The following is a 15,694-nucleotide window of genomic DNA, read 5'->3' as shown; positions in this document are numbered from 1 at the left end:
TCGACGTCAAGGCTTGACGAAGCGGCTCGGGGTCACGCCGAGCATGCGGCGGAAGTGCCTGGTCAGGTGGGACTGGTCGTAGAAGCCGGCCAGTGTCGCGACCTCGGCGGCCGGGCGGCCCTCCAGCAGGTACCGGCGGGCGAGGTCGACGCGACGACCGGTCAGGTACCGGTGGGGTGGCATGCCGAACTCCCGGCTGAACGCGCGGACGAGGTGCGCCGGGTGGGCGTGCACCAGCGTCGACGCCTCGTCCAGCGTGATCCCGCCGGGGAGGTGCGCGTCCAGCACCTCACGCAGCCGGCTGGCGACTCCCACGTCCCGCCGGTCGGGCGGTGCGACGACCTGGCGCTCGAGGTGCTGTCGTAGGCGCTCCTCGATCAGCGTGAGGCGGCTCTCCGCCTCCAGCGGCTCCTGACCCACCGCCAGTACGCCGTGCAGCTGCTCGATGCGCTGCCGGAGCAGTGGGTCGAGCAGCTCGGGCTGGTCGACGGCAGCGCCGATCCGGTCGATGCCGAGCCGGTCGGGCTCCAGGTACAGCACCCGCTTGCGGAACCCCTCCGGGCGGACCGACCGGCCGTCGTGGGGCACGTTGGGCGGCAGGATCGACACCTGCGCGCGGCTCAGGCCGTGCTCGCGGTGGTCCAGGTCGTACCGGACGACGCCCTCGTCGACGAGCAGGACCGTCCAGGCGTCGTGGGTGTGGCTCGGGTAGGCGTGCGACGGGAAGTAGGCGTGCAGCACCTCGACGACACCGTTCAGTTCCGGCCGCCAGGCCCGTACCTGCGCACTCGCGCTCACCCTTCAGAACACTACGCTTGCCTGCTGACAGCGGCGAAAGAGGCGGGGGAACGGGTGAAGGTCTACATCAGCGCGGACATGGAAGGCATCACCGGCCTGGTCGACGCCGAGGACGTCCAGCCGCCCGGCCGCGACTACGAGCGCGGCCGCGGGCTGATGACCGAGGACGTCAACGCCGCCGTCCGCGGCGCGTACGCCGCCGGCGCGACGTACGTGCTGGTCAACGACGCCCACGGCCCGATGCGCAACCTGCTGCCCGACCTGCTCGACCCGCGCGCCCTGCTGATCAAGGGCCGCCCGAAGCCGATGGGCATGATCGAGGGCCTGACGCCGGACTTCGACGCGGTCGTCTGTGTCGGCTTCCACTCCCGGGCCGGCACCCTCGGCGTGCTCAGCCACAGCTTCATGGGCCACGAGATCGAGGACATCTGGCTCGACGACCAGCCGGCCGGCGAGATCGGGCTCCTGCACGCGGCCGCCGCGGCGTACGGCGTACCGGTGGTTGCGCTCACCGGCGACGACACCGCGTGCGCCGAGGCTCGTGCGTGGGACCCACGGATCCAGGCCTTTGCGGTCAAACAAGCCAAGGACCGCTTCGCCGCGCAGCTCGTCCCGGTCACCGAGTCCCGAGCAGGCATCGAGCAGACGGTCACAGCGGCCCTGACCGAGCTGCCGAACGTCACTCCTCAGGCCACCCACCAACTGACCGTCCGCTGGCAGTCCGCTTCAGTCGCTTCGCACCTCCTGGCGATCCCCGGACTCAAGAAGACCGACGACCGCACCATCACCACCGAGGGCGACATGCTCCACCTCTACCGCCTCTTCAACCTGTACCTCCGCGTGGCGACCGCGGTCACGAGCAACCCGCCGTACTGCTGACCCCCGAGAAAGCCCGTACGACGGCCGCGAGCTGCTGCGGGCTCTCCAACTGCGGCAGGTGCCCGGTGTTCTCGAGCAGCTCGAACCGGGCGCCAGGAATCGCCGCGGCAAAAGCGCGCCCGTACGCCGGCCCCGCGATGCCGTCGCTGTCGCCCCACACCACCAGCGCCGGAACGTCGATGCCGCCCAGTCGCGCCAGCAGCCCGGGATCCGTCATGCCCTGCGCCGCGTAGACGGCCAGCGTGGCGCGGTTCGCCGCGAGCTGCGCCTGAGCCTCCGGCGGCAGCGCGTCCGGGTCGATCCGGAACGCCTCCGGATCGTGGTAGCTGAGCCGTGCGATCTCGGGGAAGCTGAGCGCGAAGAAGTCGGCGACCGGGTGACCGGGGACCTCGATGCCCACGGCATCGACCAGGACGATCGCGCCGATCCGCCTCCGGGCCGAGCCCGCCGCCGACGCCGCCGAGGTGCCGGCGGTCGACTCGAGCAGCGCCATCTCGGCGGCGATCCACCCGCCGATCGAGTTGCCTACGACGGTCACGTCCGTGAGGCCGAGCTCGTCGAGCAGGTCGACGTAGAGCCGGGCCAGGTCTGCAGGAGTACGCAGCGCATCCGGCCGCGCGGTGCCGCCGTACCCGGGGTGCGTCGGCGTGTAGACGTGCCGATCGGCCAGTACATCGGCGAACGCCGCGACGGTCTGCGGCCCGCCGCCACCGTGCAGCAGCAGAACGGCCGGTCCGCTGCCCTGCTCGGTCAGCCGGATGCCCTGGCGGGTGGTACTCGCTGTCGTCATATAAGGAACCTTAGATCAGCTTCCTTAGTTAGTCCAGAGCCTTATCTAAGGAAGCTGATACGCTGCGTCGGGTGAAGCCTTCGCTGCGGGAGATCGGGCTGGCCGTGAAGCGTCTGCAGTGGCGCCACCACTCCGCTGCCGGCAAGGAGCTCGCCGAGCTCGGCGTCTCGCTGCCGCAGTGGGACGTGCTCAGACACCTGCACGAACAGCCGGACGCGTCGCTGCACGAACTCGCCCAGCTGACCTTCCAGACCGACCAGTCGATGGGTTCGCTCGCTGCCCGGATGACCGCCCGCGGTCTGATCGAGCGACGCGAGGGCCCGGGCCGGGCGGTCCGCCACCAGCTCACGGCAGAGGGTGAGCGCATTCGTGAGCAGGGCGGACGGATCCTCGACGCCGTCCTGGCCGACTCGATCGGGCAGTTGTCGAAAGCCGAGCAGGTCACCTTGCTCGAGCTGCTCACGAAGGCGACTCGTTAAGAACGTACAAGCCACCGGGCCGTCCGGCGCGGCAGCTTTGGGCCTGTGGATGAGATCAGATTCGACACGAAGATCGCTGTGCTGCTGCGGGACGACCTGGCGGTGTGGCAGCGGCTGAACGTGACCGCGTTCCTGGTGTCCGGGCTGGCGACCGCTCAGCCGGAGCTGCTGGGCCTGCCGTACGAGGACGCCGACGGCACGCCGTACCTACCGATGTTCCGGCAGCCGGTGCTCGTGTTCGAGGGCTCCAAGGAGCAGATGGCGATCTCGCACGGGCGGGTGCTCGGGCGGGAGCTCCCGCACTCGGTGTTCACCGCCGATTTGTTTGCTACCGGCAACGACCGCGACAACCGCGCGGCCGTGAAGGCGGTCCGGCAAGCTGAACTGGACTTGGTCGGGATCGCGCTGCACGGACCGAAGAACGCCGTGGACAAGGTGCTGAAGGGCGCCCGCATGCACCCGTAAGACGCCCAGCGCCCCGGAGAGGTGCAACTCTCCGGGGCGCCGATGGGGGTTACCGCGGGATGTGGACTGTGGTCAAGCTCAACCGGTGAAGGTCGGGCGGCCGCGGACCGGCGCCAGGTCGGCGTGCGTCAGCGGCGTCGCGAGCATGGTCCGTACGGCGAGGTACTGGATGTCCGGCCTGACCACCTCGTAGAACGCCGTCGCCCACAGCGGTCGACCGGCCGGAACGTTCAGCGTCCGCGAGACCGGCGCCTTCTCCTCCGGGCTGTAGACGACCGGGATGTCCTCGGCGTACAGCTCCTTCGGCCCGGTGTAGATGTCCGTGCCCTGACCCAGCAGGAGCGAGAACAGCCCGCTGTACCCCGCTGGGCGGTTGGTGAGCGTCAGCTGCAGTTGCTGGCCGGTGCCGCGGTGGAACGTTGCCCAGAACGGCTCGGCCATCACCGGCCGCCCGGTCAGCCGGCTCTTGTCCAGGTTGCGGTACGTCGCCACAGCAGCGCCGTCGAGTACCAGGTCGAGTCGGTCGACACCGGTCACGTCGTACGTGCGCGACAGAGTCTGCTCCGGATCGACCTGCAGCGTCGCGAAGACGACGTCCCCGCTGGTCAGCTTGTAGCGCAGCGTCGGGAAGACCACCCGCTCACTGCGGTTCGTGAACGACACCTGAGCCTGCCGAGCAGAAGCCTTGGCAATCGAAGCAGAGCTCGCCGCCCCGGCGGCGGGCGTCCAGCTGACCGTCTTGCTCTGCCCGGCCCGCCGATGGTTCAGCTGGACCGTCAGAGTCGCGGTCAGCTTCTCCGCCCGGGTCTCCACCCGAGCAGACGTCCAGTCGATCGCCTGCAGCGTCCCGCTGTCGACTGCCACCGTCTGGTCGAGATACACGCTCGTGCGTCCCTTGATGGTCACCCGCACCGAGCCCTTGCCGCTCACCGCACCCACCAGCGCGACGTACGGGTTCCCGTCGAAAGCCTGCCGGTCGTCACCCGACAGCCCGCGCAGCACCACCGGAGTGACCATGAGCGAGTCCGACACCGTCTTCCCGGCGTACCGGAGCTCAACGGTCTGCTCGCCGGCCTTCAGGCCGGCAGGCAGCGTGACCAGCAGCCCCACTCGTCCGTCGTCGCTGACGCGTCCACTCGCGAGCACCTGTGCAGTGCCCTTCAACAGGACCTGATAGCCAACAGCAGGGACCAGACCGCTCCCGACAACGGCGACGGGCCGCCCAGCCAGCGCGTAGTCCGGCTTGACGGAGACCCGCGGCCGCGCACCCGGATCACCGACAGGCGGGCCGGTCCGGGGATCGCTGGTGACCACCACGTACGACGTATGCCCGGTGTCGCCGTAATTCACCCGGCTCAGATACTGCCCTCCCGGCCGGAGCCCCTGCCAGGACAGCTCGACCGGTGTCCTGCTGCCGATGCCCAGCGAGACCGTCGTGGGCGCCGCGGCGAAGGAGCCCTCGGTAGAGCCGAGCACGTAGCTTGTCAGGCTGTACCCGAGCACTCCGGTGCCGGCGTAGAAGCTCACCTCAACCTGGTAGAGCCCGGCCTGTGGGTCGTCCAGATCGATCTGCTCACCAGCAGAGGGCGTAGCCGCCCGCGCGACCAGCAGCCGGTCGCCGTAGTCGTTGATCCGGTAGACCGACAGGTCCAGGTCCGCGCCGGCGGTTCCGGTGGTCAGCGCGAACCTGGCGTGCGGCGTAGCGGCCGGCACCTCGATCACCTGGTTCTGCGTCGCTCCACCAGCGGTACCGGAGCCGTCGAGTCGCTGCCCGCGGCTCAGCCCCGTCACAGCGAGCGGGACGTCCAGGACATCGCCACCTGCGACAGTCAGCGTCGTACGGCCGGTACTGCCGCTGGCAGAGACCTCAGCCGGGGTCACCAGCGCAACAGGCCGTACGGCGAGCGCACTGCGCACGGTCTGCTCACCACTGCGCCAGACCAGCTGACCAGTCGCGTACGCGTCGAGCGGCGCGGTGGTCCGTGTGAAGGTCACCTGGAAGCTCTTGCTCTGGCCGGCCGCCGTGAAGCTCAGCGTCGACGGCTCCACAACGGTCTGTACGCCGGGAAGCGAGACCGGATCAGCGGTGAACGTCCCGGCGCCGGTCGAGGTCACCGTCCGCGTCACCGTCTGCCGCCCCGCCAGGGCGCCGACGCCGATCGACGCCAAGTTCAGGTCCGACGGATCCGGCGCCGACGCGTCACCGTGGATCGCCGCGAGGTATCCGGCCCAGTCGTCAGGCCCGTTCAGGTAGAGGAGTCCCGGGCTCAGGTACCGCGTGGGGTCGACCTGTCCGTTGCCCTCGGCAAACACATCGCCGGCGGACTCGCCGGCCGTCGGCCGGGTCGTCGTCATCAGCGCCGACTTGATCTCGGCCGGCGTCGCCGACGGGTGCAGTCCGAGGTACAGCGCGGCCAGGCCGGCCACGTGCGGCGAGGCCATCGACGTCCCCGACAGGAACGCGTACGCCGGCCGCTGCCCGGCGGCGTTGGCCGCCGCGGCAAGGATCCCGACGCCCGGCGCGGCCAGGTCGGGCTTGATCAGGTCACCGCCGTCGGCGTGCACCGGACCGCGCGAGGAGAACCCGGCGATCTGCGGTGTGGCGGGCTCCGGCAGGTTCGCCGGGTTTCCGTCGACCAGCGTCGCGGAAGGCGCATCGCTCGCGGCGTACGCGGTCAGTACGTCGTACCGGTCGGCGTCAACGGCGACGGTCGGCAAGCTGTGCGCATCCAGATCGACCGAGTCCGGCGTCGGGTTGACCAGGATCACGCCGATCCCGCCGGCGCGCTTGACCTCGGCGGACTTCGCCAGCCGATCGACGGTCCCGCGCTCGCAGAGCACGATCTTCCCGACCACCTTCGCGGAGTCGAGGGACCCGGGGCCGCACAGTGACGGCTGCGAAGCGGTCGGCGTACCGGCGACCGACGCGGCGACCAGCGGTCCATCGACAGGTGCACCCGGCAACGAAACCGACGCACCCAGCACAGCCGTCCCGTCGCCGAGCCGCACGGTGGCGGTCCGGCTCGGAATCGTGCTGGCCGCGGCGGTCGTGATCCATGGCGACGCGTTGTCGACCGTCGAGCTGTCCGGGCCCGCGTTGCCGCCGGCCGCGGCGACGAAGATGCCGGCCGACGCGGCGTTGCGGAACGCCTCGTCGACGATCGAGTCGGTGCTCTCGGCACCCGAGGCCATCCCGATCGAGTAGTTGATCACGTCGACGTTGTCGGCCACCGCCGCGTCGATCGCGGCGAGCAGGTCGCCGGTCGCGCAGCCGTCGTCCTCGGGCCCGGCCGCCGGCCCGCTCCAGCAGGCCTTGTACGCCGCGACCTTCGCAGCCGGGGAGACGCCGGAGAACCTGCCGACCGGTACGCCGTTCAGGTCGGCCTCGATGTCGTGCGCGCCGGCGGCGGTGCTGCTGGTGTGCGACCCGTGCTCGGAACCGTCGCGCGGCGACAGGTACTCGCCCGTCTGCGGCGTACCGATGTGGTCGGCGCCGAAGTTGTCGACGAAGTACCGGGCCGAGATCAGCTTGGTCGTGCACGCGGCAGCGGTGAACTGGACGCCCGTCGTACAGGCACCGGTGAAGGTTCCGCCGTCGGCCTTGCGGTACTTGATCGTGCTGCCGTCCAGGTACGGCTCCGCGCCCGCGGTCGTGCCGAGCGGAGCTCCGGCGAACGCCGGGTTCTCCGGCGCGATGCCGGTGTCGACGACGCCGACCACGACGCCCTGTCCGGCCTTGCCGACACCGCCGTTGGTTGCCCAGACCCCGTTGTCGCCGCTCAGCCCGAGGTAGTCGGTGGAGGAGACGGCGAGCGGCTTGCGCAGCACGTCCTTGACGACCGACAGCACCGACGGATCGGTGCGCAACTGCTCGGCCTGTACGGCGGACAGTTCCGCGGTGAACCCGTTCAGAGCCGCCGAGAACGACGAGATGACGCGACTGCCGACGGTCGCGGCGGTGGTGGTCTGCCGCCCACGCAGGTACTCGCGGTAGGCCTTCACGGGCGCGGAGTCGGCCCGCAGCCCTTCACCCTGACGAGGCGCCGTCCGCGCCTTGCCGGCCACGCCGCCGGCGTACGACGCTGCCGCGGGATCCCGCAGCGTGACGATGTACCGCTCCGGGGAACTGGCCTTGGCGGCGGTCACGCGGGAGCCTGCCCCAGGGGCGGCGACGCCGACCGGGGAGGTGGGCGGCGGGGCGGCGCTCGACGTCGCCGCGGACACGGCGGCAGCGCCGAGCATCGCCAGTGTGGTCAGGGCGGCAACGGCCGCGCGGCGGCGGAAGCGTGATCGGGCAGGGGGCACTGGGCGGTCCTTCAGCAGGGGAGCTCACCCAGAGTCGGTGAGCGGTCACAAGAGTTCTAGCGCCCGCTGCCTCGCCGCCTCAACGAAATCCGTGGCCAACCTGGCCATGGCATCGACCGGCCACTCCGGCGCCCGGAACAACGCGCTGCCGCACCCAGGCGCACACCAACCACCGCGCCCGCCGTTCCATCCGACGGCGGGGTGCGGCGATCGGCACGCACACCTCCGGGCCCAGGTACGCCCGCGCCCCCGGACCGGGTGGTCTCCGGGGCGCCGTGAGCAATGACCAGGTCAGCAGACTGTCGACACAGGCCCGCGCCGAGGCCGAGATCCGTACGCCGGACGCGAAGAACCCCCGGACCGTCGGGTCCGGGGGTTCTTCGTCAGCTGGTTCAGAAGTGGCCGGCGAGCGCGAAGGCGCTGATGGCCAGCGTCAGTGCGACGGCCGCGACGACCGCCTCGGCGAGCCAGCGGCGGTCGAGCCGGAGCCAGTGGCGGCGGGGGTGGTCCACAAGGGCATACAGGGCGGCGTGCGGAGCGGCCGGCTGGTCGGTGTCGGCGACCAGGGCCTGCGGAGCGTCGAGCGTGGTGAGCACGGGAAATACCTTCCCCATCAGGTTCTGCTGCGGGCGACTGTCTGTACCCAACGAGACATGGTCACCACCCGCCACCCCCGGCAAACCTCACAGTTGCGCAACGGGCGATGCCTGCGACTGCAGCCGCGCTCAGTCCGGGTGGCTGGCTGGAGGCCGTCGGCACAGGGGATCCCTGCAACCTCGCCATGGTTCGGGTCGCTCCCGCCTCACGACGGCCCGCACCCGGGCGGGGCTCCCCAGCGCCAACGCCCGCGTGCACCACCGGTCGTCGGGTACCTGACCGCCGGAGCCACCCGCCAGCCCCTCGCCGTCGCATGGAACGGCGGGCGCGCGGCTGGGAGCGGCAACTCCTTGTCCCCGGGGTGGCCGCACCTCCGGGTCGCCGTGCGCCGCTCGACCACCTCCACGCGGGAGGGAGGTCAGACGTAGCGGCTGAGACCGGAACTCCCCACCCGGCGCCGAGGTCTGCCCTGCCGCCCGTCGTGTTCCCACCCGCCAGCCCCCGCCGTCCAATGGAACGACGGGCGCGGCGGCTGGTGAACCGGATGAGAGCGGAAGCTCCTTCGGCTCCAGCTCAGACCCGGCGGAAGATCAGCGCGCGCTTGACCTCTTGGATCGCCTTGGTGACCTCGATGCCGCGGGGGCAGGCGTCGGTGCAGTTGAAGGTGGTCCGGCAGCGCCAGACGCCTTCCTTGTCGTTCAGGATCTCCAGCCGCTGCTCGGTGCCCTCGTCGCGGCTGTCGAAGATGAACCGGTGCGCGCCGACGATCGCCTGCGGGCCGAAGTACTGGCCGTCGGACCAGAACACCGGGCAGGACGTCGTACAGGCCGCGCAGAGGATGCACTTGGTGGTGTCGTCGAAGCGCTCCCGGTCGGACTGCGACTGGATCCGCTCCCGGCTCGGATCGTGCCCGTCGGTGACCAGGAACGGCATCACCGAGCGGTAGGCGTCGAAGAACGGCTCCATGTCGACGACCAGGTCCTTGAGCACCGGCAGGCCCTTGATGGGCTCGACGGTGATCTCCTTGTCCGGGTTCAGGTCCTTGATCAGCGTCTTGCAGGCCAGCCGGTTGCGGCCGTTGATCCGCATCGCGTCCGAACCGCAGACCCCGTGCGCGCAGGAGCGGCGGAACGTCAGCGTGCCGTCCTGCTCCCACTTGATCTTGTGCAGCGCGTCCAGCACCCGGTCCGTCGGCTGCAGGGTGACCGAGTACGTGATCCACTCGGAGTCCTCGGTGACCTCCGGGTTGTACCGGAGGATCTTGACCTTGACGTCCATCAGTACTTGCGCTCCATCGGCTTGTAGCGAGTCTGGACGACCGGCTTGTAGTCCAGCCTGATGTTGATGTTGCCGTCGGCATCGACCTCGCGGTAGGCCATCGTGTGCCGCATGAAGTTCACGTCGTCGCGCTTGTCGTAGTCCTCGCGGAAGTGCCCGCCGCGGGACTCCTTGCGCTCCAGCGCCGACACCACGAGCACCTCGGCCAGGTCGATCAGGAAGCCCAGCTCGACGGCCTCGAGCAGGTCGGTGTTGAACCGCTTGCCCTTGTCCTGGACGGCGACGTTGGCGAACCGGGTCTTCAGCGCCTCGATGTCGACCAGCGCCTGCTTCAGCGAGCCCTCGGTCCGGTACACCTGCGCGTTCAGGTCCATCGTGGCCTGCAGGTCGGCCCGGATCGCGGCCACGCGCTCGGAGCCGGTCGCGTTGCGCAGTCCCTCGACGAGGTCGACGACGAACTCCTCGGGCTGCTCCGGCAGCTCCTCGAACTCGGCGGTCTCGGCGTACTCCGCGGCCGCGATCCCGGCCCGGCGGCCGAACACGTTGATGTCGAGCAGCGAGTTCGTGCCCAGCCGGTTCGCGCCGTGCACGGACACGCAGGCGACCTCGCCGGCGGCGTACAGGCCGGGGATGACGTCGTCGTTGTTGGCCAGCGCCTCGCCGCGGATGTTGGTCGGGATGCCGCCCATCGCGTAGTGCGCGGTCGGGAAGACCGGGATCTGCTCGGTGTACGGCTCGACGCCGAGGTAGGTCCGGGCGAACTCGGTGATGTCCGGCAGCTTCGCGTCGATGTGCGCGGGCTCGAGGTGGGTCAGGTCGAGCATCACGTACGCGCCGTCCGGACCGCAGCCGCGGCCCTCGCGGACCTCGTTGGCCATCGCGCGGGCGACCATGTCCCGCGGCGCCAGGTCCTTGACGGTCGGCGCGTACCGCTCCATGAAGCGCTCGTTGTCCTTGTTGCGCAGGATGCCGCCCTCACCGCGGGCGGCCTCCGACAGCAGCACGCCGAGGCCGGCCAGGCCGGTCGGGTGGAACTGGAAGAACTCCATGTCCTCCAGCGGCAGGCCCTTGCGCCACACGATGCCCATGCCGTCACCGGTCAGGGTGTGCGCGTTGGACGTCGTACGGAAGACCTTGCCGAAGCCGCCCGAGGCGAACACGATCGACTTGGCGCTGAAGATGTGCAGCTCGCCGGTGGCCAGCTCGTAGGCGACGACGCCGGTCGCGCGGCCGCCGACCATCAGCAGGTCGAGCACGTAGAACTCGTTGAAGAACTCGACGTTCTGCTTGATGCACTGCTGGTACAGCGTCTGCAGGATCATGTGGCCGGTGCGGTCCGCCGCGAAGCAGGACCGCCGTACGACGGCCTCGCCGTGGTTGCGGGTGTGGCCACCGAAGAAGCGCTGGTCGATCTTGCCCTCGGCCGTCCGGTTGAACGGCAGGCCCATCTTCTCCAGGTCGAGCACCGCGTCGACGGCCTCGCGGCACATCACCTCGGCGGCGTCCTGGTCGACCAGGAAGTCACCGCCCTTGACGGTGTCGAAGGTGTGCCACTCCCAGTTGTCCTCCTCGACGTTGGCCAGCGCGGCGCACATGCCGCCCTGGGCCGCGCCGGTGTGCGACCGGGTCGGGTAGAGCTTGGTGAGCACGGCGGTCCGGGTCCGCTTGCTGGACTCCAGGGCGGCGCGCATCCCCGCACCGCCCGCACCGACGATCACTACGTCGTACTGGTGCCGCTGCATATTGAACTGTCCTTACTTGCAGACCGACAGCGTGCTGTTCGGGTCTAGGCAGGGGTCGAAGGTGAAGATCACCAGGGTGCCGAGTACGACGATCACGATCGAGGCCGTGATCAGCAGGCTCTTCAGCCAGAACCGGGTCTGGTCCTTCTCGGCGTAGTCGTTGATGATCGTGCGCATCCCGTTGGTGCCGTGCAGCATCGCCAGCCACAGCATCAGCAGGTCCCAGACCTGCCACAGCGGGTTGGCCCACTTGCCGGCCACGAAACCGAAGTCGAGCGCGGTGATGCCGCCGCCGAGCATCAGGTTGACGAACAGGTGGCCCAGCACCAGTACGACGAGCGCCAGGCCGGACAGCCGCATGAACAGCCAGCCGTACAGCTCGAAGTTGGTCTGGCCGGAGCGGTTGCGGCCGCCGCCCTTGAGCGAGCGGGACCGGCTGGAGGAACGCGGGGCCGCGATCTCGGTCATGGCTCAGCCTCCGAAGACGTGGGACAGGTGCCGGATCACGAAGGGCACGAACAGGACGACCCAGACGACGCCGACGCCGATCATCAGCTGGCGCTGGTAGCGCGGGCCCTTGGCCCAGAAGTCCACCAGGATCAGCCGGATGCCGTTGAAGGCGTGGAACAGGATCGCGGCGACCAGACCGACCTCCATCAGGCCGACGATCGGGTTCTTGTAGGTGCCGATCACCTCGTTGTACGCCTCCGGGGAGACCCGGACCAGCGCGGTGTCGAGCACGTGCACCAGCAGGAAGAAGAAGATCCCGACGCCGGTGATCCGGTGCGCCACCCACGACCACATGCCCTCGCGGCCGCGGTACAGGGTGCCGGCTGGTTTGCTGGGCAAACCGATCCTCCGATCGGACGACAGACCGAGAGCCGGGGGACGCGACTCCAGGGGGCGGGGGACTCAGCAGCTGGCCGCGATCGGCTCGGTCCGGAAGGGAACCAGACCGTTTCTGATGCTATCGCTGTGCCGAACCCTTTCCTGACGGTCCTCATGTGACATCGATCTCCCGGCTGTCGCTGCTGGTGACCGGGCTCACTGGCCCGTGCTGTTTACGCCGGATTGGCCCGTTCCGGTCGGCCGATCCGGGCCTAGGGTCGGAACTGCCGGCCCCGGGGCGGGCGACAGCGAGAAGAGAGGGGACGACGGTGAGTTTCTGGATCTGTGCGACCTGCGCGGTCGAGCACAGCGAGCAGGTCGAGGTCTGCGCGATCTGCGCCGACGAGCGGCAGTGGGTGCCGGCCGACGGCCAGCACTGGACCACGCTGGAGGAGCTGGCCGCGGCCGGCTACCGGGTGAACCTGAAGGAGGTCGAACCCGGCCTGCACGGCATCACCTCCGAGCCGGGCGCCGGGATCGGTCAGCAGTCGATGCTGGTGCGGACCAGCGAGGGCAATCTGCTCTGGGACCCGATCGGGTACCTGGACGACGCGGCTGTCGAGGCGGTGCGCGCGCTCGGTGAGGTGAAGGCGATCATCGCCAGCCACCCGCACATGTACGGCGTACAGGTGGAGTGGAGCAAGCGGCTCGGCGACGTACCGGTCTACGTCTCGGAGGCCGACGCCGAGTGGGTCGCCCGGCAGGACCCGGCGATCCGCACCTGGTCGGGCCAGCTCGACCTGCTGCCCGGCGTGACGCTGATCCAGCCCGGAGGCCACTTCCCCGGCAGCGCGGTCGTGCACTGGGCCGCCGGTGCCGACGGCAAGGGCGTGATCCTTGCCGGGGACACCCTTTTCGCGAACCCGGACCGCACGTCGGTGAGCTTCATGCGCTCGTACCCGAACCGCATCCCGCTGTCCGGTGCCGTCGTCGACCGGGTCGCGAAGGCACTGGACGTCTTCACCTACGACCGCCTGTACGGCAACTTCGGCGCCTCCATCCCGGCCGACGCCAAGCAGGTCGTCCGCTTCTCCGCCGACCGCCACGCGGCCTGGGCCCGGGGGGACTTCGACCACCTGACGTGAGTCGGGCAGTTGCTGAGCCCGCCGGGAGCGGGCTCTGCAACTAGGCCGCGAGCCTGCCCTGAGTGAGTTGCGTGTGCAGCCGGAGCATGCGTTGCACGCAGGTGTCCCAGTCGTACTGCTCCGCTCGTTCGCGGGCGGCTCGGCGGCGGTTGGGGACCTGGGTCAGCTCCAGTACGGCGTCTGCGAGGGTTTTCGGGTGGGCTTGGCCCCAGCGGCCGCAGGAGTCGGTGACGAGTTCTCGGGCACCGCCGGTGTCGGCGGTGACGACGGGGGTGCCGGCGGCGAGGGCTTCGAGGACTGCCAGGCCGAAGGTTTCGCCGGGGCAGACGGACAGGGCGATGTCGGCTTCGGCGAGGTGTTCGGCCAGGGTGGTGCGGCCGTCGACGTAGCCGTGGAAGTGGACGGGGGCGGTGCCGGCGATCGTGATCAGTTCGTCGAGGTGGGGGCCGGAGCCGTAGACGTCGAGGCGGAGCGGTACGCCGCGGCGGTGGAGTTCGACGGCGGTCGCGACGGCGAGGTGGGGGCTCTTCTCGCGGGACAGGCGGCCGGCGTGCACGAGTTTGAGGAGGCCGTCGTCGACGGGTTCGGCGCGGGACGGGTGGAAGGTGTCGAGGTCGACGCCGAGCGGGATGCGGATGAGGGGAGTGGTGACCTCGTCGAACTCGGCGGCCGCGTAGCGCGAGGTGACCACCACCGCGTCGTACGTGCGACTGAGGAGTTTGTAGAGCGCGCCGACCCCGGCGGCGACGCCCAACTGACGCCCGGTTCTGAGTGACAGCATCGCGTCCAGGCGTTCGTGGCTGAAGAGGATTGAACCGATGTCGTTCTTTTTGGCCCAGCGGGCGACCGGGAGCAGGGTCGACTTGTCGGAGATCTCGACCGTGGTCGGCGCGAAGCGTTCGAGGGTCTCGATCACGCGCCACGGGTCGGTGATCAGCCGGTAGCCGCCGCCGACCTTCGGTGCCTTCATCCGTACGACGGTGCCGTGCTCGGTGTGGGTCACGCTGTCGCGTTCGCCGGGCGTGATCAGGATCCGTTCGGCGCCGGCCTCGACGTAGCCCTGGCCGAGGTGCTCGATCGCGGTGCGCATGCCGCCGGAGGTGGGGCCGACGAAGTTCGCCAACTGAGCGATCCGCAAAGTCATGCGGCCCGCCGGACGCGCGCCGTACGGCCTGCTGCGGTCTCTGTTGTCAACGCGGTCGTGAGCTGCTTCTCCGCGAGCACCTCCGCGTAGTGCCGGTCCACCAGGTCGTCGACCACCGCCGGCCAGGTCCTCGTCTGCACCCGGCGCAGCCCGTGCGCCGCCATCGAGGCGCGCGCGTCGGGGTTGTCGAGCAGGAACGCCACGGCGTCCCGCAGCGACCCGGCCTTGCCGGGCTCGAACAGCAGCCCGTTCTCACCGGGGTGGATCAGATCCAGCGGACCGCCCGCCGCCGGCCCGACCGTCGCGACGCCGGAGGCCTGCGCCTCCTGGATCGTCTGGCAGAACGTCTCGTGCTCGCCGGTGTGCACGAACACGTCGAGACCGGCGAAGATCGAGGCCAGCTCGGCGCCGCGCCGCATACCCAGGAATGTTGCTTCCGGCAACTTCGCTTCGAGGGAGGCGCGGTCCGGGCCGTCGCCGACGATCACGACGCGGCACCCGAGTTCGGTCAGCTCGGCGAGCCGGCGCACCTTCTTCTCCGCGGCCAGCCGGCCGACGTACCCGACGATCGGTTTGCCGTCGGGGGAGATCTCCCGGCGCCACTGTTCCGAACGGTGGGAGGGATCGAAGAGCTCGAGGTTCACGCCCCGACCCCAGTGCTGCACCCGCGGTACGCCGGCCTCGATCAGCTGCTGCATCGCTGCCGACGAAGGGGCCAGCGTCCGGTCGACCCGCGAGTGCGTACGCCGGAGCCAGGCCCAGACAGCCCGGTCGGTCTTGGCGAACCACGGGTACTGCCGCGCGAACCCGGCGATGTCGGTCTGGAAGATCGCCACCGTCGGCAACCCGAGCCGCCGCGCGGCCCGCAGCCCGTACGCGCCGAGAATGAACGGCGAGGCCAGGTGCACGAGATCCGGCCGGAAGTCGGCCATCGCCCGCTCGATCCCCGGATCGGGCAGCCCCACCGGGAACTCCTTGTACCCAGGGATCCCGAAGCTCCGGGCGCGAATCACTCGCACCCCGTGGTAACTGTCCGGCCCGGGGCCGGCGGCCATGATCAGCAGCTCGTGGTCCCGCGCGAGCAACCGGTCGGCGACATGACGAACCGTGTTCGCCACGCCATTGATCTGCGGCAGGAAGGACTCAGCGACCATCACGATGCGCACACCCCAAAGGTTCCCGGCCCCCGGTGAACCCTCGGCGACGCCTCCGTGACCGACGGCCGATCCGTGGACGACACTGTC

General features: G+C 70.1%; 14 protein-coding genes. 4 read left to right on the top strand and 10 right to left on the bottom strand.

What is annotated here, in order from left to right; genetic code table 11:
- Window positions 1–6 precede the first annotated feature (6 nt).
- Window positions 7–798, bottom strand: a complete 792-nt coding sequence (locus tag ABD235_RS17025) for a helix-turn-helix transcriptional regulator (protein WP_344175127.1) — start codon at window positions 796–798, stop codon at window positions 7–9.
- 54 nt (window positions 799–852) lie between these two features.
- Between ABD235_RS17025 and ABD235_RS17020 the strand changes: the two genes are divergently transcribed.
- Window positions 853–1,677, top strand: coding sequence for a M55 family metallopeptidase (locus ABD235_RS17020; RefSeq protein WP_344175126.1), 825 nt, complete (start codon window positions 853–855; stop codon window positions 1,675–1,677).
- On the opposite strand, the gene ABD235_RS17015 is transcribed toward ABD235_RS17020, so the two are convergent.
- Window positions 1,652–2,467 carry an alpha/beta fold hydrolase gene (locus ABD235_RS17015; protein WP_344175124.1) on the bottom strand — a complete coding sequence of 272 codons (816 nt, stop codon included), beginning with the start codon at window positions 2,465–2,467 and terminating at the stop codon, window positions 1,652–1,654. The genes ABD235_RS17020 and ABD235_RS17015 overlap by 26 nt on opposite strands.
- A 71-nt stretch (window positions 2,468–2,538) precedes the next feature.
- Between ABD235_RS17015 and ABD235_RS17010 the strand changes: the two genes are divergently transcribed.
- Window positions 2,539–2,946 carry a MarR family winged helix-turn-helix transcriptional regulator gene (locus ABD235_RS17010; RefSeq protein ID WP_344175123.1) on the top strand — a complete coding sequence of 136 codons (408 nt, stop codon included), beginning with the start codon at window positions 2,539–2,541 and terminating at the stop codon, window positions 2,944–2,946.
- A gap of 45 nt (window positions 2,947–2,991) precedes the next feature.
- A complete protein-coding gene (locus ABD235_RS17005) occupies window positions 2,992–3,411 on the top strand; it encodes a DUF2000 family protein (RefSeq protein ID WP_344175121.1) in 420 nt (139 codons plus the stop codon).
- A gap of 78 nt (window positions 3,412–3,489) precedes the next feature.
- Here ABD235_RS17005 and ABD235_RS17000 read toward each other — a convergent pair whose 3' ends face one another.
- The 6 genes from ABD235_RS17000 to sdhC all read right to left on the bottom strand — a co-directional run bounded on the left by ABD235_RS17000 (window position 3,490) and on the right by sdhC (window position 12,182).
- Window positions 3,490–7,716 (bottom strand): S8 family serine peptidase, encoded by a 4,227-nt coding sequence (locus tag ABD235_RS17000; RefSeq protein WP_344175120.1) that lies wholly within the window; start codon window positions 7,714–7,716, stop codon window positions 3,490–3,492.
- A gap of 392 nt (window positions 7,717–8,108) precedes the next feature.
- A complete protein-coding gene (locus ABD235_RS16995; protein WP_344175119.1) occupies window positions 8,109–8,330 on the bottom strand; it encodes a hypothetical protein in 222 nt (73 codons plus the stop codon).
- 556 nt (window positions 8,331–8,886) lie between these two features.
- A complete protein-coding gene (locus ABD235_RS16990; protein ID WP_344175118.1) occupies window positions 8,887–9,591 on the bottom strand; it encodes a succinate dehydrogenase iron-sulfur subunit in 705 nt (234 codons plus the stop codon).
- Window positions 9,591–11,333, bottom strand: coding sequence for a succinate dehydrogenase flavoprotein subunit (sdhA, locus tag ABD235_RS16985; protein ID WP_344175117.1), 1,743 nt, complete (start codon window positions 11,331–11,333; stop codon window positions 9,591–9,593). The genes ABD235_RS16990 and sdhA overlap by 1 nt, the downstream gene beginning before the upstream one ends.
- A gap of 12 nt (window positions 11,334–11,345) precedes the next feature.
- Window positions 11,346–11,801, bottom strand: a complete 456-nt coding sequence (locus ABD235_RS16980) for a succinate dehydrogenase hydrophobic membrane anchor subunit (RefSeq protein WP_344175116.1) — start codon at window positions 11,799–11,801, stop codon at window positions 11,346–11,348.
- Between the two features lie 3 nt (window positions 11,802–11,804).
- A complete protein-coding gene (gene sdhC, locus ABD235_RS16975; RefSeq protein ID WP_344175115.1) occupies window positions 11,805–12,182 on the bottom strand; it encodes a succinate dehydrogenase, cytochrome b556 subunit in 378 nt (125 codons plus the stop codon).
- Between the two features lie 308 nt (window positions 12,183–12,490).
- On the opposite strand from sdhC, the gene ABD235_RS16970 reads away from it, so the two are divergent.
- A complete protein-coding gene (locus ABD235_RS16970) occupies window positions 12,491–13,306 on the top strand; it encodes an MBL fold metallo-hydrolase (protein WP_344175114.1) in 816 nt (271 codons plus the stop codon).
- A 40-nt stretch (window positions 13,307–13,346) separates the two neighbouring features.
- Here the strand turns inward: ABD235_RS16970 and ABD235_RS16965 are convergent, their stop codons facing one another.
- Together ABD235_RS16965 and ABD235_RS16960 are read right to left on the bottom strand one after the other, a co-directional pair.
- Window positions 13,347–14,450 carry a glycosyltransferase gene (locus tag ABD235_RS16965; RefSeq protein WP_344175113.1) on the bottom strand — a complete coding sequence of 368 codons (1,104 nt, stop codon included), beginning with the start codon at window positions 14,448–14,450 and terminating at the stop codon, window positions 13,347–13,349.
- Window positions 14,447–15,616, bottom strand: coding sequence for a glycosyltransferase family 4 protein (locus tag ABD235_RS16960; RefSeq protein ID WP_344175112.1), 1,170 nt, complete (start codon window positions 15,614–15,616; stop codon window positions 14,447–14,449). Before ABD235_RS16960 ends, ABD235_RS16965 begins: the two co-directional genes overlap by 4 nt.
- Window positions 15,617–15,694: the final 78 nt, after the last annotated feature.

The organism is Kribbella lupini, assembly GCF_039529595.1.
GTDB lineage: Bacteria > Actinomycetota > Actinomycetes > Propionibacteriales > Kribbellaceae > Kribbella > Kribbella lupini.
Note: the sequence above shows the minus strand (reverse complement) of the source record. Positions and strands in the feature narration are given on the sequence as shown.